21 protein-coding genes and 1 pseudogene are annotated in these 19,944 nt (G+C 59.9%); 19 read left to right on the top strand and 3 right to left on the bottom strand.

What is annotated here, in order from left to right; translation table 11 throughout:
- Positions 1-9: 9 nt before the first annotated feature.
- Positions 10-309 carry a glycosyltransferase family protein gene (locus tag AGA_RS14195; protein WP_231945784.1) on the top strand — a complete coding sequence of 100 codons (300 nt, stop codon included), beginning with the start codon at positions 10-12 and terminating at the stop codon, positions 307-309.
- Positions 294-1,099: pseudogene (locus AGA_RS14190) on the top strand (glycosyltransferase). The gene AGA_RS14195 and the pseudogene AGA_RS14190 overlap by 16 nt, the downstream one beginning before the upstream one ends.
- Here the strand turns inward: AGA_RS14190 and AGA_RS10015 are convergent.
- The gene (locus AGA_RS10015) at positions 1,100-2,530 is read right to left on the bottom strand and encodes a glutamate--cysteine ligase (protein ID WP_059024188.1); all 1,431 of its coding nucleotides are present in this window, start codon (positions 2,528-2,530) and stop codon (positions 1,100-1,102) included.
- 63 nt (positions 2,531-2,593) lie between these two features.
- Positions 2,594-3,358 carry a 16S rRNA (uracil(1498)-N(3))-methyltransferase gene (locus AGA_RS10010; protein ID WP_059024816.1) on the bottom strand — a complete coding sequence of 255 codons (765 nt, stop codon included), beginning with the start codon at positions 3,356-3,358 and terminating at the stop codon, positions 2,594-2,596.
- Positions 3,359-3,535: 177 nt separating this feature from the next.
- Between AGA_RS10010 and ubiA the strand changes: the two genes are divergently transcribed.
- The 15 genes from ubiA to leuB all read left to right on the top strand — a co-directional run bounded on the left by ubiA (position 3,536) and on the right by leuB (position 18,147).
- On the top strand, positions 3,536-4,453 hold the full coding sequence (gene ubiA / locus AGA_RS10005) for a 4-hydroxybenzoate octaprenyltransferase (protein WP_059024187.1): 918 nt from the start codon (positions 3,536-3,538) through the stop codon (positions 4,451-4,453).
- 46 nt (positions 4,454-4,499) lie between these two features.
- Entirely contained in the window at positions 4,500-5,168 is a 669-nt protein-coding gene (locus AGA_RS10000) for a LolA family protein (RefSeq protein ID WP_059024186.1), read from the top strand.
- 104 nt (positions 5,169-5,272) lie between these two features.
- The gene (locus AGA_RS09995) at positions 5,273-6,616 is read left to right on the top strand and encodes a replication-associated recombination protein A (protein ID WP_059024185.1); all 1,344 of its coding nucleotides are present in this window, start codon (positions 5,273-5,275) and stop codon (positions 6,614-6,616) included.
- A 10-nt stretch (positions 6,617-6,626) separates the two neighbouring features.
- Complete coding sequence (locus AGA_RS09990) at positions 6,627-7,610, top strand: RluA family pseudouridine synthase (RefSeq protein ID WP_059024184.1); 984 nt, start codon at positions 6,627-6,629, stop codon at positions 7,608-7,610.
- Positions 7,611-7,644: 34 nt separating this feature from the next.
- Positions 7,645-9,804, top strand: a complete 2,160-nt coding sequence (locus tag AGA_RS09985) for an AsmA family protein (RefSeq protein ID WP_059024183.1) — start codon at positions 7,645-7,647, stop codon at positions 9,802-9,804.
- Positions 9,801-10,556: an ATP12 family chaperone protein gene (locus AGA_RS09980; protein WP_059024182.1), complete on the top strand. Its 756-nt coding sequence runs from the start codon at positions 9,801-9,803 to the stop codon at positions 10,554-10,556. The genes AGA_RS09985 and AGA_RS09980 overlap by 4 nt, the downstream gene beginning before the upstream one ends.
- A gap of 121 nt (positions 10,557-10,677) precedes the next feature.
- Entirely contained in the window at positions 10,678-11,196 is a 519-nt protein-coding gene (locus AGA_RS09975; protein ID WP_059024181.1) for a Spy/CpxP family protein refolding chaperone, read from the top strand.
- Positions 11,197-11,312: 116 nt separating this feature from the next.
- Complete coding sequence (ffh, locus tag AGA_RS09970; protein ID WP_059024815.1) at positions 11,313-12,713, top strand: signal recognition particle protein; 1,401 nt, start codon at positions 11,313-11,315, stop codon at positions 12,711-12,713.
- A 58-nt stretch (positions 12,714-12,771) separates the two neighbouring features.
- Positions 12,772-13,122, top strand: coding sequence for a 30S ribosomal protein S16 (gene rpsP, locus AGA_RS09965; protein WP_059024180.1), 351 nt, complete (start codon positions 12,772-12,774; stop codon positions 13,120-13,122).
- Positions 13,123-13,139: 17 nt separating this feature from the next.
- On the top strand, positions 13,140-13,679 hold the full coding sequence (gene rimM, locus AGA_RS09960; RefSeq protein ID WP_059024179.1) for a ribosome maturation factor RimM: 540 nt from the start codon (positions 13,140-13,142) through the stop codon (positions 13,677-13,679).
- Positions 13,676-14,425 carry a tRNA (guanosine(37)-N1)-methyltransferase TrmD gene (trmD, locus tag AGA_RS09955; RefSeq protein WP_059024178.1) on the top strand — a complete coding sequence of 250 codons (750 nt, stop codon included), beginning with the start codon at positions 13,676-13,678 and terminating at the stop codon, positions 14,423-14,425. The genes rimM and trmD overlap by 4 nt, the downstream gene beginning before the upstream one ends.
- A gap of 13 nt (positions 14,426-14,438) precedes the next feature.
- Positions 14,439-14,825 carry a 50S ribosomal protein L19 gene (gene rplS, locus AGA_RS09950; RefSeq protein WP_059024177.1) on the top strand — a complete coding sequence of 129 codons (387 nt, stop codon included), beginning with the start codon at positions 14,439-14,441 and terminating at the stop codon, positions 14,823-14,825.
- Positions 14,826-14,972: 147 nt separating this feature from the next.
- A complete protein-coding gene (leuC, locus tag AGA_RS09945) occupies positions 14,973-16,376 on the top strand; it encodes a 3-isopropylmalate dehydratase large subunit (RefSeq protein ID WP_059024814.1) in 1,404 nt (467 codons plus the stop codon).
- Positions 16,376-16,999 carry a 3-isopropylmalate dehydratase small subunit gene (gene leuD, locus AGA_RS09940; protein WP_059024176.1) on the top strand — a complete coding sequence of 208 codons (624 nt, stop codon included), beginning with the start codon at positions 16,376-16,378 and terminating at the stop codon, positions 16,997-16,999. The genes leuC and leuD overlap by 1 nt, the downstream gene beginning before the upstream one ends.
- Before the next feature lie 23 nt (positions 17,000-17,022).
- The gene (gene leuB / locus AGA_RS09935) at positions 17,023-18,147 is read left to right on the top strand and encodes a 3-isopropylmalate dehydrogenase (RefSeq protein WP_059024175.1); all 1,125 of its coding nucleotides are present in this window, start codon (positions 17,023-17,025) and stop codon (positions 18,145-18,147) included.
- A 173-nt stretch (positions 18,148-18,320) separates the two neighbouring features.
- Here the strand turns inward: leuB and rpsU are convergent, their stop codons facing one another.
- Positions 18,321-18,524 carry a 30S ribosomal protein S21 gene (gene rpsU, locus AGA_RS09930; RefSeq protein WP_003623949.1) on the bottom strand — a complete coding sequence of 68 codons (204 nt, stop codon included), beginning with the start codon at positions 18,522-18,524 and terminating at the stop codon, positions 18,321-18,323.
- Between the two features lie 216 nt (positions 18,525-18,740).
- On the opposite strand from rpsU, the gene def reads away from it, so the two are divergent.
- Together def and AGA_RS09920 are read left to right on the top strand one after the other, a co-directional pair.
- Positions 18,741-19,271 carry a peptide deformylase gene (def, locus tag AGA_RS09925; protein WP_059024813.1) on the top strand — a complete coding sequence of 177 codons (531 nt, stop codon included), beginning with the start codon at positions 18,741-18,743 and terminating at the stop codon, positions 19,269-19,271.
- Positions 19,268-19,939, top strand: coding sequence for a ubiquinone biosynthesis protein COQ9 (locus AGA_RS09920; RefSeq protein ID WP_059024174.1), 672 nt, complete (start codon positions 19,268-19,270; stop codon positions 19,937-19,939). The genes def and AGA_RS09920 overlap by 4 nt, the downstream gene beginning before the upstream one ends.
- The last annotated feature ends 5 nt before the right edge of the window (positions 19,940-19,944 follow it).

Here is a 19,944-nt window from a genome sequence, read left to right as displayed (position 1 = left end):
GAGTATGCCATGAAGACGTGCCTTGTTTACCGGGACAGGATTTTACCTGCCTCCGAAAAGGCCTTCATGCGCCGCCAGTATATGGCGTTCAATTCCCTTCTGCCTTACTGGGTCGGCTGCCATAGGGACAACCCTCCGGCGGATATTGCCAGCGCCATGCGCATTGTTGGGGAAGGCCGCATGTTGGGGCCACTCCAGCGGCTGGCGTTCAGGCAGATGGGGTGGGGGGCTGGCCGCGCTGTGGCTGACCTATCGCCCGTTGTGGTACATGCCCAATTTGGGCGGGGGGCGCGTTGGCGCTGCCCATAGCCAAGCAGCTGGGGCTGCCGCTGGCTGTTACGTTTCATGGTGGGGATGCCTTCAAGGACCGGCATTACCAACGTGTTTTTCCCGCTCCCATTTTTCAGCGTCGGTGGCGCGCGCTGCTGGATTACTGCGCTGTGTTTTTATGCGTATCCGATGGTGTGCGGGCCAAGCTCATCGAGCGGGGAGTGCCTGCCAGTAAGCTGGAAGTGCTGGCTATTGGCACGGAAGATGTGGCGCAGGCGCGCGGGCCTTTTGACCGACTGGTCTTTGCCGGACGGTTTGTGGAAAAAAAGGGCCTTCCGGTCCTGCTGGATGCCCTGCGTATTCTGGCCGCGCAGGGCATGACGCCGCCGGTTGTGCTGGCGGGGGACGGGCCAATGCGGGCCAGTATGGAGCAACAGGCGCAGGGGCTGGACCATGTCTGTTTTGCGGGTTGCTGTCTCCGGCGCAACTGCGCCAGCAGCTTGAGCACGCCGTAGCTCTTGTTGTGCCCAGCGTGCGGGCCGCAAATGGGGACCACGAGGGCCTGCCTAGCGTTGCAGCCGAAGCCATGATGTGTGGTGTACCCGTTGTGGCCTCAACCGAGGCCGGGCTGGATGCAGCCATGCTGGATGGGGGCGGTATGGTTGTGCCTGCGGGTGACGCGCAGGCACTGGCCAGCGCGCTGGCTCATGTGCTGAGTCCGGGGGTACGCACCGGCATGGGGCAGGCCGCACGGCAGAGCGCACGGGTGCAACTCAGGGCGTCTGTCCAGTCCGCCAGACTGGAACAGAGGCTCCTGTCTCTGCTGTAGTCAGATCTCGCTTTCGAGGAAAATGCGCGAGGCATCTCCCATCCACGGGCCATAATAACGTTCCAGCCAGTGTTCGGCCTGTGTGGGGGCACCTGCGGCCAGTGCGGTAAGCGGAGCAAGGTACACCCACTCACTCGTCTGGCTGTGCTCGTCCACCATATCGCGGTTCTGCAAACCATCCATGGCGATGGACAGCATATGGGCCGCCAGATCACGGACCGTCCCTTCACCCCACGGCGTATCCAGCCCCATCATGGGGACGAGTTCGCGCAGTTTGATGTAATCTTCCCACGGGTGGGTGCGGACCAGCTCCCATGCGGCTTCAAGCGCAGCATCGTCATAGAGCAGGCCGGTCCATAGAGCGGGCAGGGCCATCATCATTTCGGGCGAACCGGCATCGGCTCCGCGCATTTCAATAAACTGTTTGAGCCGCACATCGGGGAAGGCGGTTGTCAGGTGGTCCTCAAAATCCCCCAGAGTCGGGGTGACATCTTCCAGCCCGTCCTGCCGGTCGCCCTGCATCCATGCGCGGAAGGAGCGGCCTGCCACGTTCCGCATTTTGCCATCCCGCATGATGAAGTACATGGGCACATCCAGCGCCCATTCCACATAGCGTTCAAAGCTGAAGTCTTTTTCAAACACACAGGCAGGCATACCCGAGCGGGCATTGTCCGTATCGGTCCAGACCCGCGCACGGTTGGACAGGAAGTTGTTGGGCTTGCCCTCCACAAACGGAGAGTTGGCAAACAGGGCGGTGGCCACAGGTTGCAGCGCCATGGAGACCTGCATTTTGCGCACCATGTCCTGCTCGGAGCCAAAGTCCAGATTAACCTGCACGGTGCAGGTGCGCTGCATCATGTCCAGCCCAAGGGTGCCGACCTTGGGCATGTAGTCCCGCATAATGCCGTAGCGTGTTTTGGGCATCCACGGCTGTTGCGCGCGCGTGGCAGTGGGGTGGAAGCCCAAGGGAGAAAAACCCAGCCCCAGCTTGCGCGCCAGCGGGCGCACGGCATCAAAATGGCGGGCCAGTTCTTCCGCTGTTTCATGCAGGGTGCGCAGGGGCGCGCCAGAAAGCTCAAACTGCCCCGCCGGTTCGAGGGAAATAGCAGCGCCCGCGGCTTCACCCTGACCTTTAAGGCCAATAATGTGGCCGTTATCCAGCACGGAGGTCCAGTCATCCGGTTCGGATTTATGGAGGTTGCGCAGCAGGCTTTCTATGCCCTGTGGGGCGTAGGGCGGTGATGCGTAAGCCGCGTGGTCCGCCTGCGGTGCGTTCTCGCCCACAGTGGCTTCAGGGCGCACAAAACCGAATTTTTCGTGCTCGGTGCCTATGCGCCACGCATCACGCGGTTTGCAGCCCTGTGCAAGCAGTTCGGCAAGCTGAGAAATGGAACGGACAGGCGTTTCGTCAGAGGCACCGGGGTTGGACATGAGGTTTTCTGTATCCCAAAAAAAACAGCCTTGCGGTTGCGGGGCAAGACAGGAGGCAATGCCTTATTGTGATGAAACAGTGCCAGAGCGCAAGCTGTGGCCCAGCAGTGCAAGCCCGGCAACCACGGCGGTATCGGCCCGTAACACAAGCGAACCAAGGGAAATCGGGGCTACAAAGGTGCGCTGGAGCAGGGTTTGGCACTCGGCATCACTCAACCCACCTTCTGGTCCAATCAGGAGTCCGTCGCCTTGTGCGACAGGGGGCGGTGCCTGTGGGCCAGAGGCTGGCCGTTCGTCCAGCCGCTCAATAGCGGCAAACAGTGTTGTGTGTTGTGGCCAGTTGCCCAAAAGTGTGGGCAGGGTCTGCACCTCGGCAACGGTGGGTATGTCCAGTCGCTCGCACTGTTCGGCGGCCTCAAGGGCTATGGCGTGGAGCCGGTCGGGGTTGATGCGATGTGTGTTGGTGCGCTCCGTTACAAGGGGCAGAAACTCGGTCACCCCCAGTTCCGTCCCCATGCGCAGGACCAGATCGGTGGCATCCCGCTTGAGCAGGGCAAAGGCCAGACGGAGTGGCGGGCAGGCGTGCGGGGGGCGGAGCTGGCGTTCCAACGTAAAACTGCCACGGTCCTTGCGGATTCCGGCAATGCTGGCCAGCCATTCGCCCATGCCAGCATGGAAAACACGCACCTGATCGCCCGCTTTTTTGCGCAGGACAGTGCCAAGGTAACGGGCCTGATCGGGCAGAATGGGGCAGGGGGCTCCTTCGTGCGCTTCGGGCAGAAGGGTGGGGTCAACATACAGGCGGGGGAGGCGGGAGAGGCCATTCATGCCGGTCATATATCCTGCGGCTAGTCACATAACGGAGGAACTGCGTCGGTTTACGCACGAAACACCCGGTCTTGCAAAGGCGTGGCGGGCAGGAGGTTATGGACAGCGCCAGTTTGTGGCATAGGGAGGGGGAATTGACGGTGCCCGTTACCATTGACCAGAGGCCTTATCAGAATCGTGTCTGCTTCTCCCAGCCATACCGACATCCGGGTTACGGGATGGATTGCCCGCCTCCCTCCCTCCCTTCAGGCCTACGCATTACTGGCGCGGCTTGATCGGCCCGTTGGCACATGGTTGCTGTGGTTACCCGGCGTATGGGGCATTCTGCTGCCGCAGGGGGTTGCACCGCTGGAGCGTGTGCGGCTCATTGTGCTGTTTGGCATTGGCAGTCTGGTCATGCGGGCGGCGGGCTGCGTGGTAAACGATATGTGGGACCGCGATATTGACCGGCAGGTTGCGCGCACAGCGGGGCGGCCGCTGGCTTCGGGCGCGTTGAGTATGGGGCAGGCTGCGGCGTTCCTTATAGTGCTGCTGGCTCTTGGGTTGGGCGTGTTGGTACAGCTTAACAGCCTGTCCTGGCTGCTGGGCGTGTCTTCGCTGGTGCTGGTGGCGCTTTACCCGTTGGCCAAGCGCTTTACGTGGTGGCCGCAACTTGTCATGGGGTTTACGTTCGGCTTCGGTGCACCCATGGGGTATGCCGCAGCGGCCGGGCATCTGGCATGGGCACAGGCCGCTCTTTATGCTGCCACGATTGTCTGGCAGCTTGGGTTTGATACGATCTACGGTTTTCAGGACATGGAGGATGACGCCCGCATAGGCGTTAAGTCTACCTCGCGCCTTATGGTTGGCCGTGCGCGCTCCTTTATTGGTGTGTGTTACGGGCTTACGGTGCTGCTGCTGGTTGTGGCCGGTCTGCTGGCGGGGGCTGGGGAGTTGTTCTGGCCCGCTCTGCTGTTGCCTGCCGTGCTCTTCTGGCGTCAGGCTGCGGCGGTTGACCCGTCCCGTCCGGCATTGTGCCTTGCGCAGTTCCGCTCCAACCGGGAAATTGGCCTGACCATTGCGCTGGCTCTGGCTGTTGGTCTGCTGGCTGTCTGAGGTCGTTGCGTTTTTTGCTGGCCCTACAAAGTGAGATGCCACGTTTATGAACATTGTTTTTCGCGCTGTTGCAGCATTGAGTGCCGGTCTGGTCCTGTCCACAGGGGTTGCGTGCGCGCAGGAGGCAGGCAATGCGGCGGAAACGGAAGCCACGTCTTCCTCCGTCGTGCCCGCGCACCTTTCATCCGCTGACCGGGCATGGGTCGCTAAGATCGAGCAGGCGCTCAACCGTTCGCTCACATTTCAGGCCCGTATCCAGCAGATAGATGCGGAGGGCAAACGCACAACCGGCACGGTGTGGATGAAGCGACCGGGGCAGATGCGGCTGGCGTATGACCCGCCTTCTCCGTTGCTGCTGGTAGCCTGTCAGGGCAAGGTTGTGTTCCGCGACAGCCAACTGGACCAGACCACGGTTATCCCCATGGACCGCACTCCCCTTGGGCTGCTGCTGGCCCAGCATGTCAGTTTGTCAGACGGGGTAACAATTACCGCGTTCCGGCACGAGGCCGGGCTGGTTGCAGTCAGGCTGGTGCGCACGGCCTCCCCCGGAGATGGCAGCCTGACACTGGTTTTTTACGAAACCCCACTGGCCCTGCGGTCGTGGAGTGTGCTGGATGCGCAGGGGCGCGAGACACGGGTTACCCTGTTTGATGTGCATCCGGGGGCGGATATTCCCGCCAGCATGTTTGACCTGCCCGCACAGCCGGAAGAATAGCCACCCTACTGGAAAAGCACGCAGCGCATGGCGATATAATGCGAACAGGGCCGATTTTGAGAGACCGGGGGTATGAATGCCATGAGCACACGGCATCAAGCAGCATGACGGGGGATGATCTGTTTGGCGCAGCAGCCCCCGCAGGTGGGCACGCGCCCGCACGCTCTGGCGGCAGGCCCACGCCAACCCAGCCGCTGGCGGACCGTTTGCGCCCAACCTGTCTGGCCGATGTGGTGGGGCAGGGGCATCTGCTTGGGCCGGAGGGCACGCTTACGCTCATGCTCGAACGGGGCACGCTGCCCAGCCTGATTTTGTGGGGTGGGCCGGGCGTGGGTAAAACCACTATAGCCCGCCTGCTGGCACAGGCCGCCGGGTTGCGGTTTATGCAGATTTCGGCCGTGTTTTCGGGCGTGGCGGACCTTAAAAAAGCGTTCGATTCCGCCCGTAAGCTTGCTCAGGGCGGTGTGGGCACGCTTTTGTTTGTGGATGAAATTCATCGCTTCAACCGCGCGCAGCAGGATGGCTTTTTGCCTGTGGTGGAGGATGGCACCGTTGTGCTGGTTGGCGCCACGACCGAAAATCCCTCCTTTGCCCTGAACTCGGCCCTGCTCTCGCGCTGTCAGGTTATGGTGCTCAATCGGCTGGATGACCCGGCACTTGAAGCCCTGCTGGCCAGAGCGGAGGAAGAAACGGGGCATCCCCTGCCGCTGACGGAGGATGGCCGGGCCACATTGCGCGCCATGGCAGATGGGGATGGCCGCTACCTGCTGAACATGGTTGAGCAGGTTCTGAGCCTGAAAAACACCAAGCCGCTGGATGCGCAGGCTCTGGCCCGTCTGCTGGCCAAAAGGGCCGTCCTGTATGACCGGGACAGGGAGGAGCATTACAACCTTATTTCCGCCCTGCACAAATCGCTCCGTGGTTCGGACCCCGATGCCGCGCTGTACTGGTTTGCCCGGATGCTGGAAGGGGGGGAAGACCCGCGTTATCTCGCCCGGCGTCTGACCCGCTTTGCCACCGAGGACGTAGGCATGGCTGACCCCAACGCGCTCCCGTTGGCAGTGGCCGCGTGGGAGACGTATGAACGCTTAGGCTCCCCCGAGGGCGAACTGGCACTGGCCCAGCTTGTGGTGCATCTGGCCACCGCCCCCAAATCCAACGCAGCCTACAAGGCATATAACGTGGCCCGCCGCGCAGCTAAAGCCACGGGCAGCCTTATGCCGCCAGCCCATATTCTCAACGCGCCCACGCGGCTGATGCAGGATATTGGCTACGGCAAGGGCTACGAATACGACCACGATACGGAAGAAGGCTTCTCGGGGCAGAATTATTTCCCCGATGGCATGCGCCGCCAGACCTTCTATAATCCAACGGGTAGAGGCTACGAACGGGAGGTTAAACATCGGCTGGATACATGGTCCCGCTTGCGGGAACGGCGCCAGTCGTGAATATCAGCGCATGAGTGTTGTCAATCTTACCGTGAGCGAGGACGAGGCCGGCATCCGCCTCGACCGTTATTTCCGCCGTCATTACCCGCATCTTACCCAGGGTGCGCTCCAGAAACTGTGCCGTACAGGCCAGATTCGCGTAGAGGGCAAACGGGTGGAGGCCTCCACCCGGCTGGAGCCGGGGCAGAGCGTGCGCGTGCCCCCCATTCCCATGGCGGCCAAGCCCTCGCGCGATGTGCCGCGCCCGCTGGACGACAAGCTGGTGCGCGAAATTCAGCGCATGGTCGTCTATCAGGACAAGCACCTGATTGTGCTCAACAAGCCCTCCGGCCTTGCCGTGCAGGGTGGTCCGGGCATTACCCGCCATGTGGACATGATGCTCGATGGGTTGCGCGAAAACCCCGAAGACCCGCGCCCAAGGCTGGTCCACCGGATTGACCGCGATACATCGGGCCTGCTGCTGCTGGCCAGAACGCCGGGTGTGGCTGCCAAGCTTGCGGCCTCCTTCCGTGGGCGGGATGTAAAAAAAACATACTGGGCTGTTGTTGTCGGTCGGCCGGACCCGCTGTCGGGCGAGATCGACCAGCCTCTGGCCCGCCTCGGGGCTGGTCCGGGAGCCATTACTGTAGCCGCAGACCGTAAGGATGAGGACGCCCAGTCCGCCCGCACGGTATACGAAGTATTGGATTCGGCTGCCCGCAAGTTCTCGTGGCTTGGGCTTTCCCCCCTCACCGGGCGTACGCACCAGTTGCGCGTGCATTGCGAATCCCTTGGCACGCCTATTCTGGGCGATCCCAAATATGGTGGGGCGTTGGCGCATCCTTCCGGCTTTACGGACCAGTTGCACCTCCATGCGCGGGAGCTGGATATGCCGCACCCCGCGGGTGGTCGGCTGGTTGTGAGCGCTGAACTGCCGCCGCATATGCGTGAGACCTTCCGTGCGCTCGGCTTCATCCCCGGAACAACGCCTCCCCCTGCGCGCAAGGGCGGTTGAGCGACAACGGATACAGCGCGGGAGAAAAGGGAATATGCGGTTTAAGTGGAAAATCGGCCTGCTTGCGGGTGTTGTGGTTCTGGCGGCTGGTGGCGGGACGATTTTTTCCGCAACGCAGGATGCAACGTGGCTCAAAACCCGGCTGAGTGATGCCGTGCAACAGAGCACGGGGCGTCATCTGAGCATCGGCACGCTGCATGTGTGGGTGCTGCCCTTCCCGTGGGTGGAGGCGCAGAATGTGCGTCTGTCCGGCGTGGAGGATGGCGGCCCGGATGCGCTGGCGGTCAAGCAGGTGCGTGCCCGGCTTTCCATCATGCCGCTATTTTCTCACCGTATCGCGTTTGAAAATGTCAGCGTTATTGGCCCAAAGGTGACATTGCGCCGCCTGAGTGATGGCCGGGCGGACTGGCTGCTCACCCCTCCCACCACGACGGAACAGGGGGGTAGCACATCCCAATCCGTTGCGCCGCAGATGCACTGGAATGTGGGCGTATCCGACCTGACGGTTTTGCAGGCCAATGTGCAGTGGGACGATGCGTTAACCCATCGTTCGGGCACATTCGGTTTGAGCCGGGCACGTGTGCGCGGGCTGGATGGCACGGCCCCTGATCTGGACATTCAGGGCGAAAAAGGGGCTGGGCGCTTTAGCCTGACCGGGCAGACAGGCCCATTCTGGCCGCTGGGTGCCCAACTGCCCATGCAACTGCGGCTGAACCTGACCCAGAATGGGCATTCCATTGGCATGGCTCATCTGGATGGTGTGATTAACGCCCCGCGTGATGAACGCGTGTACAATCTGCATCTCGGCGGGTCTGTTGGGCAGTTGCAGGACCTGAATGTCTTTTTCCCTCATGCCAGCCTGCCGGATGGGCAAAATCTCTCGGTGGATCTGACAGTGGGTGGTCGGGGGGATGCACCGCAGGTTCAGAGCCTGCATGTGCGTACGGGCCGGGTCGATCTGGCACATTGGCTGCCACAGGCGGCACTTACGCGTGTAGTGGTGGATGCCGCTACACCAGAAGACCCTCTGAGCCTGCATGTGGATGGTCAGATGGGTACGCAGCCGGTTGGCCTGAATGGAACGGCCGGAAGTCTGCAACAGCTTATGCAGATGCAGGCTCAAGCCGAAGCGCCGGTCGATCTGGCGTTGACGCAGGGCGATACGGCAGTGCAGGCCAAGGGCACGGTCAGCGCCGCACATTCCGCGCTGGATGTGCAGGGCAGGCTGGACCATCTGGCATTTGGTGCGCAATGGCCGGATGTATCTGGCCTGACGGTAACGGGCCATGTGGAGAGCGACAAAACCCAGCCGCTGTTTAAAAACCACACATTGGCCGATGTGCTGCATGGCGTAACCATGAGCGGAGATGTGCAGGTTCAGGCCATGAACTGGCAGGGTGTGGCATGGTCGCAGGTGCAAACGCATGTTGCCATTGGCAATGGCCGACTGGCGCTGGACCCCATTCATGCCGTGGGCAATGGCCAGCAGCAGGTGGCGCGCCTTGTTTATGATCTGTCCGGCGGGCAGCCGCAGGTGGAGGCTTCTGCCCGTTCCGTGTTCCTGCCTTTGGCTGTGGTGCAGAGCTGGTTGCACGTTGCCCCGGATATGCAGGGGACTGTCCAGCTTGTAGGGGCGCTATCAGCGCAGGGGGACACGGCAGCAGCCCGTAGCAACAGCCTGACGGGGCATCTGGGTGCGTCTGTGGTGGATGGTAGCATAGGCAGCGCTCTTTTACGCCGTATGCTTGGGCCGCAGGTGCCGGTCAAAGGGCAGATGCCCATCCGCTGCTTTGGTGTGCACACGCAGTTTGCGGACGGTGTGGCCCATATTGATCAACTGGGGCTGGAGAGCGATTTTCTGCACCTGCGTGGGCAGGGGAGTGTTACACTCGGGACGCATGAGCTGAACATGCAACTGGCGCCGCAGGTGTTGCTGGGGGGCGCGTCTGCCTCATCCTCCCTCCATGTTACAGGTCCGTGGGCAAATCCGCAGGTCAGTATGGCATCGGCGAATGATGGGCGGTTCGGCATTACCATAGGTGGTAGTGGCTCGGACGAGGGAACTTCCTGCACGGCCCTCCTTGCCACGGCGCGGGAAGGGGCTGATGGCCCCAACCCTGCAACGGTCCAGAAAAAAGCCAGTAAAGAGGAAAAGATTATGAACATGCTGCACGGTCTGGGGCTGTTCCGGTGAGCGGGAGCGCAACAGGTCTGCCCGGGCGGGCGCCAGCCGGGCGCAAACGCTTCTGGAAGCAGGTGGAAATTGTGCAGCAGGAGGGCGGTTTTGCCGTGCAGTTGGATGGGCGTAGCGTGCGCCTACCCGGCAAGACGGCGCTGTGTGTGCCCTCGCGTGCGCTAGCTGAGGCGCTGGCAGCCGAATGGGATGCTGCGGGGCAGAATGCGGACGGGTATTTTACGCCGGACGATCTGCCGCTAACGGGTATTGCCGGGTCCATGCTGGAGCGTATTCCACAAGCGCGTGCCGGGGTTCTGGAAAGCCTGCTGGCTTACGCCAATAGTGACCTGATCTGCTACCGGGATGGCGCAAGCAGCAAGCTTGCAGCAGAACAGGCCGCTCTGTGGGACCCTTGGTTGGCATGGCTTGGCAAAACCTATGGCGTGACATTCCAGACCACGCGGGGGGTTATGCCCATCTGCCAGTCTGCAGAGGCATTGCAGGCGCTCCGGGTGGTTATGCAGGGTCTGACGGATGCGCAGATGGCCGTTCTGGGTGTAGCTGTTCCCGCCTTGGGGAGTCTGGTGCTTGGGCTGGCGCTGTTGGAGGGGGCCGCCACAGTAGAGGAGCTGGTTGCCTGCGCAACAATTGATGAGCGCCAGCAGATGGCTGTGTGGGGGCAGGACACCGAGGTGACGGATCGCATTGCCCGTATGCAGCAGGAGCTGGAAACAGCAGCCCGGTTTGAGGCGTTTATAAAGCGGCCCTGAGCATCGGGTGCCAGAATGCCATGCGCGCAAGGGTGCTAAGGTGTTCGGGGGCTTGGAGTTTCATGGTTTTTCTGGTCACATCAAACAGAGGTATCTGTTTTTTCAGGAGAGTAATCAGGTCATGAAGATCAGCAATGGTGTACTGGCTGCGGCAATGGTCGCGGGGCTTTCTCTCTCTGGTCTGTCGGCGCATGCGGCTGGGCCGGGTGGCTGGGGCGGTGGCATGGGCGTGGGGTCCACGTTCGGCGGGCCGGGCGGTAATGCACTGGACGGGCTGGACCTGAGCCGCAAGCAGCGCAACCAGATCACAACGATTCTGAAGGAAGCGCATGATCAGGATCAGGCGCAGGACACGCAGGAAGAGTTTGAAAACCTTCATGCCCAGATTGAGGACCTGCTGACCGCTCCGGGGCCGCTTGATCAGGACAAAATTGCTCAGGTACAGCAGAAAATGGCGGCCCTGCGGGCAGAGCGGGAGGCGCGGCATTTGCAGACCGCCAGCCGGATTCATGATGTGCTGACGCCGGACCAGCTCGCTCAGATGCGTGACCGGCAGCGGCGGATTCATGACCTGCTCAGCCAGCTGAACGCATTGCAGCATCCAGAGCAGCAGGTTTCCTCAGACAGCCAGAAGAAGTAAAAGACAGAAGTTCCTTGACTCAGGGCCCGGTCGTACCGTAAGCCCTGTTACAAATCAGGACCGCCACTCCGCGAGTGTTCGCGCAGTGGCGCGTCTCGTTATGGGGTGTGTTGCACTTGTTCGAAGCTCTTTCAGGCAAGCTTTCCGGGGTTTTTGATGGTCTCGCCAAACGTGGCGCGCTGTCTGAAGCCGATGTGATGGAGGCCATGCGCGAAGTCCGTCTGGCTATGCTGGATGCGGACGTGGCGCTGCCCGTTGTTAAGGACTTTGTTAACAAGGTTAAGGAACGTGCAGTTGGGCAGGAGGTGCTGGAGAGCATTTCCCCTGGTCAGGCCGTTGCTAAAATTGTTAACGATGCGCTGATTGATGCCTTGGGCGGCGCAGGCGTTGCCCCCCTTAACCTGAACGCCATCCCACCCGTGCCGGTGCTTATGGTCGGGCTTCAGGGCTCTGGTAAAACCACAACATCGGGTAAGCTGGCCCTGCGCCTTGCTACGCGTGAGCGCAAGAAGGTGCTGCTGGCCTCGCTCGATACGCAGCGTCCCGCGGCCCAGTTGCAGTTGGCTCAGCTTGCTCAGCAGGCGGGTGTAACCTCCCTGCCCATTATTGCGGGTCAGGCGCCGGTAGAAATTGCCCAGCGTGCGCTCGATGTCGGGCGTAAGGAAGGATATGACGTCGTCATCCTCGATACAGCGGGTCGTCTGTCCATTGACGAAGCGCTGATGGAGGAAGTCCGCCAGATCAGGGACGTAACACACCCGGCGGAAACGCTGCTGGTTGTGGACGCCATGACCGGGCAGGACGCGGTAAACACCGCCAAGGCGTTTAACGAGGCCGTGGGTGTGACCGGTGTGGTCATGACCCGTATGGATGGTGATGCGCGCGGTGGTGCGGCCCTGTCCATGAAGGCTATTACCGGCGCACCCATCAAGCTGACCGGCTCGGGTGAAAAGCTGGACGCGCTGGATGAGTTCCATCCCGAGCGTGTGGCTGGCCGTATTCTGGGTCTGGGTGATATTGCCGGTCTTGTGGAAAAAGCGGCTGATACGCTTGACCATGAAGAAGGTGAGCGTCTGGCCCAGCGCATGATGGCTGGCAAGTTCGATCTGGATGACTACGCATCCCAGATCCGCCAGATCAACAAGCTTGGTTCCATTTCCGGTATTCTGGGAATGTTGCCGGGTATGGGTAAGGTCAAGGAAGCGCTGGGGGACAAGGACCTTGATACGTCCGTCCTTAAAAAGCACCTTGCCATTATCGGTTCCATGACCCGTGGCGAACGTCGTGCGCCGGGGATCATCAAGGCCTCGCGCAAAAAGCGTATTGCCGCAGGGTCGGGAACAACAGTTCAGGACGTCAATAAGCTGCTCAAGCAGTTCGATATGATGTCCACAATGATGAAGCGTTTTAACAAACTGGGCGTGAAAGGTCTCATGCGCCAGGGAATGTCTGCGCTCATGCCTAAGGGAATGGGTGGAGGCCCGCCGGGTGGTCCCGGTGGTTCTCCCTTCCGCTAATGCGGCCTGTTTCTGCCTAAGTTTTCCGGGTTTTGTTTTTCGGTCTGGAGTATTCCGAATGAGTGTTAAAATTCGTCTTGCCCGCGCTGGTGCCAAGAAGCGTCCTTACTACCACATTGTTGTGGCAGATAGCCGCAGCCCGCGTGATGGCCGCTTTATTGAGAAAGTGGGCGCCTACAACCCGATGCTGCCGTCCGACCACGCTGAACGCGTGCGTCTGGTTAACGAACGCATCACGCACTGGCTCTCCCAGGGTGCGCAGCCGACCGATCGTGTTGCCCGCTTCCTCGGTAATGCCGGTCTTATTGCGAAGCCGAGCTTCAGCGAGCAGCCCAAAAAATCTGCTCCCAAGAAGAAGGCACAGGAACGTGCAGCCGCTGCCGCTAAAGCAGCAGAAGCCACAGCCTGAACTGATCAGAGCCAGTTATGCAGCCTGACCTCATCCTGATTGGTGTTGTGGGTAAACCGCATGGAGTGCGTGGCCTTGTGCGCGTGCATTCCTATGCGGCCGACCCTGCTACGCTGGAACAGTATGAGGGTCTGCTGGACGGGCAGGGCCACCGCTGGTCCCTGCGTTGGTGCGGTGCGGATGGCGTTGCCGAGATTAGGGATGCTGATGGCAAACCTCTGGCGGACCGGACTGTGGCGCAGGCGTTGGTTAATACCCGCCTGTATGTGCCGCGCTCCAGCCTGCCGGAACCAGAGGAAGAAGAATTCTACCATGCTGATCTGATCGGTATGGAAGCGTTCGAAAAAGGTCTTTCTCTGGGGCGTGTTATCATGGTCCATGATTACGGTGCTGGTGCCAGCCTTGAACTGAGCGATGGCTCTCTTGTCCCCTTTACCAAGGCCTGCGTGCCGGAAGTCAGGCTGGATGAGCGGACCATTGTTGTTGTTCGTCCCGAGGAAGTCTCGGGGGAAGAAGGGCGTGGCGTCGGCAAACGGCAGAATGGGGTGCCAGCATGAGCTGGCAGGCCACTGTTGTTACACTCTTCCCGGAAATGTTTCCGGGGCCTTTGGGGCTGTCCCTTGCGGGGCGTGCGCTGGAGAATGGGGTGTGGACCTGCCGTACCGAAAACCTGCGGGAACATGGTCTGGGGCGCCATCGCGCCGTGGATGATACCCCGTTTGGTGGTGGCGCAGGCATGGTCATCCGTCCGGATGTGGCTGATGCGGCACTTGCCGCAACGCAGGCCGCTGCCAATATACCGCGTGTGTATCTTACTCCGCGGGGGCGTCCGCTGGCGCAGGCCGATGTGCGGCGTTATGCCGCCGGACCGGGCGTTATGCTGCTGTGTGGCCGGTTTGAAGGAGTAGACGAGCGCTTTTTGCAGGCGCGGGGTGTCGAGCAGGTTTCCATCGGGGATTATGTCCTTTCTGGTGGAGAGACTGCGGCTCTGGTTTTGCTGGATGCGTGTGTTCGTCTGCTTCCCGGTGTAATGGGGAGTGACCAGAGTGGCGTTGAGGAAAGTTTTTCCGATGGGCTGCTCGAATATCCGCATTATACCCGTCCGGCTGTATGGGAGGGGCATGAGGTCCCCGAAGTTCTGCTTTCGGGTAATCATGCTGCCATAGCACAGTGGCGTCAGGAACGGGCTGAAGAGACAACGCGGGAAAGAAGGCCGGATCTGTGGTCTGCCTGGCTGGCTCGCAAGAATGGAAACAGGGCTGCAGCTGTGGGCGGGGCCGCACAGGCAGACCTAGGGGTTTGAGAAGGATACCGACATGAACATTATTCAGCAGTACGAAGCTGCAGAAATTGAACGTCTGACAGCCGCACGCGCAGTGCCCGTTTTTGATGCCGGTGACACCGTGCGTGTTTCCGTGCGTGTTAAGGAAGGCGAGCGCGTTCGTCTTCAGGCATTCGAAGGCGTGGTCATTGCCCGCTCCAACAAGGGCCTGAACAGCAACTTCACGGTGCGCAAGATTTCCAACGGTGAAGGCGTGGAACGCGTGTTCCCGCTGTACGCTCCGACCGTAGCCGAAATTAAGGTTGTGCGTCGTGGTAAAGTGCGTCGCGCAAAGCTGTACTACCTGCGTGGCCGCAGCGGTAAGTCTGCCCGTATTGCAGAACGCCCGCGTGAAGTTGTTGCTCCGGCAGCAGCAGGCTAAAAGCCGGAAGGCTTTTGGGCACGATGCCAGACATGGCTTGTGTGAACCCGACTGGTCTGTGGCCAGTCGGGTCTTTCTGATAAAACAGGGTGCAGGCAGCAGAGTGTTCAGGCTGTTCGCACAGATATAAAGGTAAGGAGGATGCGCATGGCTGCGCGTACGTTGTTCGACAAGATCTGGGACGATCATGTCGTGGAAACTCTTCCAGACGGCACCTCCATTCTTTATATCGACCGCCACCTCGTGCATGAGGTGACCAGTCCCCAGGCATTTGAAGGCCTGCGTCTGGCCGGGCGCAAACTGCGCCACCCGGATAGAACCGTGGCTGTTGTGGACCACAACGTGCCCACCTCTGACCGTAGTCAGCCGATTGAGGAAGAGGACAGCCGTAACCAGATTGAAACGCTGGAACGTAATGTAAAGGAATTTGGTGTTCCTTACTTTCCGCTCCTGTCCGCCAATCAGGGTATTGTGCATGTGGTTGGGCCGGAACAGGGTATTTCCCTGCCGGGTATGACCATTGTGTGTGGTGACTCGCATACTTCCACGCATGGGGCCCTTGGCTCGCTGGCGTTTGGTATTGGCACGTCCGAGGTCGAACACGTCATGGCGACGCAGACCATTCTGCAACGGCCTGCCAAAAACATGCGCGTCAATGTGGAAGGTACGCTGGGTGCTGGTGTGTCCGCCAAGGACATTATGCTGGCTATTATTGGTCATATTGGCACGGCAGGCGGCACAGGCCACGTTATTGAATTTGCTGGTTCGGCCATTCGCGGGCTGGACATGGCTGGCCGTATGACCATCTGCAACATGGCAATCGAGGCTGGTGCCCGCGCTGGGCTTGTAGCCCCGGATGAAACAACCTTCGAATATGTGCGTAATCGCCCATTCGCCCCTAAGGGAGAAGCGTTTGAGCAGGCGGTTGCATATTGGAAGACGCTCGCATCGGATGATGGTGCCCACTTTGACCGGGAAGTGACCCTGCGCGCCGAGGATATTGGCCCGACGTTGACATGGGGCACTAGCCCGGAAACGGTTCTTTCCATTACGGATACGGTGCCCGACCCGGCGCAGGAAACGGATGAAGCGGTCAAAGCCCAGATGCAGCGTATGCTGGACTATATGGGCCTTGAAGCAGGGCAGAAAATTGCCGGTACGCCTGTGGATGTAGTGTTTATTGGCTCCTGCACGAACAGCCGGATTGAGGATTTGCGCATGGCGGCCCAGATTGCCGCTGGGCGCAAGGTTGCTCCGGGTGTGCGGGCCATGATTGTGCCCGGTTCGGGCAACGTTAAACGGCAGGCTGAAGAAGAAGGTCTGGACCGTATTTTTCTGGATGCAGGTTTTGAATGGCGTGAGGCAGGGTGCTCCATGTGCCTTGGCATGAACCCGGACCGCCTGACCCCCGGCCAGCGCTGCGCATCCACCTCCAACCGTAACTTTGAAGGGCGGCAGGGGCCGGGTGGGCGCACGCATCTGCTCTCCCCAGCCATGGCGGCCGCCGCTGCCGTTACAGGCTGCCTGACCGATGTGAGGGAACTGGCATAATGGAAAAGTTCGTCACGCTGTCTGCTATTGCCGCGGCTCTGCCGGAAGCCAATATTGATACAGACAAGATTATTCCGGCCCGCTTTCTTAAAACCACGCAGCGCACGGGCTTGGGTAAGCACGCGTTTGATGCCATGCGCTACCTGCCGGATGGCAAGGAAAATCCGGATTTTGTGCTGAACAAGCAGCCGTGGCGCAAAGCCGAAATTCTGATTACGTATGACAATCTTGGTTGCGGGTCCTCGCGTGAACATGCGCCGTGGGCGTTGCTGGACTTTGGTATCCGCTGCGTTATTGCGCCGTCTTTTGCTGATATTTTCTTCAACAACTGCTTCAAGAACGGCATTCTTCCCATTCGACTGCCGCGGGAAATCTGCGATGAACTGATGGGCGATGCCCAGATGGGCAGCAACGCTCGTCTGACGGTTGATCTGCCGCGTCAGGTTGTTATTCGCCCGAATGGTGAGGAAGTCCCCTTCGAGATAGACGCTTTTCGCAAGCATCTGTTGCTCGAAGGTCTGGATGATATTGGCCAGACCCTCCAGCGCGAAGCCAGCATTACAACTTATGAAAAAAGGCTGGATCAGGAAAAATCCTGGCTGCCGACCATTCATTTTGACTGAACATATCCATACGGAGCATCGCCATGACTGAACAGAAGCAGCCCGTTAAACTCCTTGTCCTGCCCGGAGATGGCATTGGCCCGGAAGTTATGCGGGAAGTCGGCCGCATTATGGCATGGCTGGAACAGAAGCGTGGCCTCAGGTTTGACCTGACCGAGGACTTGGTGGGTGGCGCGTCTCTGGCGGAATATGGCGTGCCTATTCGTGATGAAGTGATTGAGAAGGCATGGGCGGCGGATGCTGTTCTGTTTGGCTCGGTCGGGGACCCCAAATGGGGGCATGTAGGCTTTGACAAGCGCCCTGAAGTTGCCATTCTCAAGCTGCGTCAGGAGCTGGGGCTGTTCGCTAATCTGCGGCCTGCCAAAGTGTTTGATGCACTGGTGGACTCCAGCACACTCAAGCCAGATGTGGTGCGCGGTCTGGATATCATGATCGTGCGCGAAACGGTGGGTGGCATTTACTTTGGTGACCCGCGTGGGATTGAAACCCTGCCCGATGGCTCCAAGCGCGGCATTAACACTGAAGTGTACACCACATCGGAAATTCAGCGCGTGGCCCGCGTTGCATTCGATCTGGCTCGCAAGCGTGACAACCGCGTATGCTCGGTGGAAAAATGCAACGTGATGGAAAGCGGCCTGCTGTGGAAAGAGGTCGTGACCGATGTGCACGCCCGTGAATTCCCGGATGTCGAACTTTCTCACATGCTGGCCGATAACTGCGCCATGCAGTTGGTGCGTAACCCGCGTCAGTTTGACGTATTGGTGACCGGCAACCTGTTTGGTGACATTCTGTCTGATCTGGCATCCATGCTGACTGGCAGCCTTGGTATGCTGCCATCCGCAACCTTGGGGGCAGAACAGGCTGATGGTCGCCGTCCGGCTCTGTATGAACCCATCCACGGGAGCGCGCCGGATATTGCAGGGCAGGGCATTGCCAACCCAATTGCTCAGATCCTCTCCTTTGCCATGCTGCTGCGTTATTCGCTGAACCTCCAGACGGAGGCAGATATGATCGAGCAGGCAGTCTCTAATGTTCTGGCCAGCGGTCTGCGTACAGCGGACATTATGGCGGAAGGTATGGCCCGCGTTGGTACGTCCGTTATGGGCGAAGCCATTGTGCGCGAACTGGACAAGCTCCAGAGCAACTAAGCGCGAGCCCATCAGTCGTTAAAAAAGCCACTACACGTATGAGTGTGGTGGCTTTTTTTTTATGCCTGTTTTCCCGCCAAGGGCAGATGTTTGGTGCTGACGTGCAGACAAACAAAAAGGCCGGTACCAAGTGGTAACCGACCTTTAAGCCTGCAAAACAGGAGGAGGCTGAATTAGAAGCCTTCGCGTTCCAGACGCTTCCGTTCCATTTTGCGTGCGCGACGCACGGCTTCTGCCGCTTCACGCGCTTTGCGTTCGGACGGCTTTTCAAAGTGCCGACGCAGTTTCATTTCACGGAAGATGCCTTCGCGCTGCATTTTTTTCTTGAGCGCTTTAAGAGCCTGATCGACATTGTTGTCACGGACTAGAACGTGCACTTGGTCACTAACCCCTGTTCAAAAAAAATCCGGCAAACCGGTTTTTGGGAAGCCATAAAGGAAGGAGATCTGCGTTACCCTTCCGGGCTGCCGATTCCACTGTTGGCGGTCTCTATAACACGGCCTTAAGACAAGATACAATTCGTTCTTGCGTATCAGCCCCGCACTTCCGTGTGTTTTATTGTGGATGTGCAAAAAACAGGAAAGCAGTACAGCATGTCGGTTCTTGCAATTGCCCGTATGGGGCACCCGATCCTGCTGCAAAAAGCGGCAGAGGTGGAAGACATCAACGCTCCCCAGATCAGGGATCTGCTGCAAAATATGCGCGAAACCCTGGCAGAGAGTGGTGGCGTGGGGCTGGCGGCGCCGCAGGTTTATGCGTCGCTGCGGCTTTTTCTTTATTCAGTGCCTCTTGCGCGGAGTGAGGGGGAGGATGACCCGCCCCGTCCGGTGCAGGCGTTGATTAACCCGGTTCTGGAGCCCGATGGTGCGGAGATGGTGCCTCGTTTTGAAGGCTGCCTGTCCATTCCCGGATTAAGGGGAGAGGTGCCGCGTTATCGCCGTGTGCGGTATAGCGGGTGGAATGAGCATGGCGAGCGGGTAGAAGGTGTGGCTTCTGGCTTTTGCGCTAATGTTATGCAGCATGAAATGGATCATCTCGACGGAATCCTCTATCCCATGCGTATGACAGACATGGCGCGCTTTGGGTTTGCTGCGGAAATTGTACGGTATGGGGTAAAAGCATGAGCATACTGCCGGAAAAATTGGAACAGGCTCTTTCTCTGGCGGTGGCAACGCTGGCCGTGGGCGTCATGCCCGCTCCGATGGAGCGTGATGAGGACCGGGATGCAGCTTTGCGGAAACTGGCTGCGGTGGCAGGCGAGCGCGGCTGGAGCATGGAGACGCTCAAATCCGTTGCGGGGCCGGATGCGGACCTACTTTTTCCCTCTGGAGTGGTGGAAATGGTGGAGGCGTGGTCGGATCTGTGTGACCGAACCATGATCGAAGCCATGCTGGACACGGATGAGCCGCGCCTCAGCCAGCGGGTGCGGCAGGCCATATTGCTGCGCCTTCCGCCGGATGAAAAACGGCGCGCTGCCGCGGTCCGAGGCATGGCGGTGTTTTTATCCATTAAGGGACAAAAGGCGTTCCGGCGGGCATGGCTGCGTACGGTGAACGCCATATGGCAGGCCGCGCAGGATGATGCCACGGGTCTAACCTATGTGAGTAAACGGCTGACCCTTGGCAGTCTGTATGCTTCGGTCTTCCTGTACTGGCTGGCGCGCGGCAGCGATGTGGCCGGGTTTGAGGCGTTTGTGGATCGTCGACTGGCGGATGTCCTGCGTATAGGCCGCATAAAGGCCCGTTTTGGTACTGGCATATTTACGCCCGCAGCCTCGGCTGCTGCCCGGTAAGACGC

This window comes from Acetobacter ghanensis, from assembly GCF_001499675.1.
Lineage (GTDB): Bacteria > Pseudomonadota > Alphaproteobacteria > Acetobacterales > Acetobacteraceae > Acetobacter > Acetobacter ghanensis.
This window is presented reverse-complemented; position numbering and strand designations above follow the sequence as displayed.

Coding starts and splice junctions, on each gene's coding strand:
- AGA_RS14195 (WP_231945784.1), top strand. CDS start 10: ATGAAGACGTGCCTTGTTTACCGGGACAGGATTTTACCTGCCTCCGAA.
- AGA_RS10015 (WP_059024188.1), bottom strand. CDS start 2,530: ATGTCCAACCCCGGTGCCTCTGACGAAACGCCTGTCCGTTCCATTTCT.
- AGA_RS10010 (WP_059024816.1), bottom strand. CDS start 3,358: ATGAATGGCCTCTCCCGCCTCCCCCGCCTGTATGTTGACCCCACCCTT.
- AGA_RS10000 (WP_059024186.1), top strand. CDS start 4,500: ATGAACATTGTTTTTCGCGCTGTTGCAGCATTGAGTGCCGGTCTGGTC.
- AGA_RS09995 (WP_059024185.1), top strand. CDS start 5,273: ATGACGGGGGATGATCTGTTTGGCGCAGCAGCCCCCGCAGGTGGGCAC.
- AGA_RS09990 (WP_059024184.1), top strand. CDS start 6,627: ATGAGTGTTGTCAATCTTACCGTGAGCGAGGACGAGGCCGGCATCCGC.
- AGA_RS09985 (WP_059024183.1), top strand. CDS start 7,645: ATGCGGTTTAAGTGGAAAATCGGCCTGCTTGCGGGTGTTGTGGTTCTG.
- AGA_RS09975 (WP_059024181.1), top strand. CDS start 10,678: ATGAAGATCAGCAATGGTGTACTGGCTGCGGCAATGGTCGCGGGGCTT.
- rpsP (WP_059024180.1), top strand. CDS start 12,772: ATGAGTGTTAAAATTCGTCTTGCCCGCGCTGGTGCCAAGAAGCGTCCT.
- rimM (WP_059024179.1), top strand. CDS start 13,140: ATGCAGCCTGACCTCATCCTGATTGGTGTTGTGGGTAAACCGCATGGA.
- trmD (WP_059024178.1), top strand. CDS start 13,676: ATGAGCTGGCAGGCCACTGTTGTTACACTCTTCCCGGAAATGTTTCCG.
- rplS (WP_059024177.1), top strand. CDS start 14,439: ATGAACATTATTCAGCAGTACGAAGCTGCAGAAATTGAACGTCTGACA.
- leuC (WP_059024814.1), top strand. CDS start 14,973: ATGGCTGCGCGTACGTTGTTCGACAAGATCTGGGACGATCATGTCGTG.
- leuD (WP_059024176.1), top strand. CDS start 16,376: ATGGAAAAGTTCGTCACGCTGTCTGCTATTGCCGCGGCTCTGCCGGAA.
- leuB (WP_059024175.1), top strand. CDS start 17,023: ATGACTGAACAGAAGCAGCCCGTTAAACTCCTTGTCCTGCCCGGAGAT.
- def (WP_059024813.1), top strand. CDS start 18,741: ATGTCGGTTCTTGCAATTGCCCGTATGGGGCACCCGATCCTGCTGCAA.
- AGA_RS09920 (WP_059024174.1), top strand. CDS start 19,268: ATGAGCATACTGCCGGAAAAATTGGAACAGGCTCTTTCTCTGGCGGTG.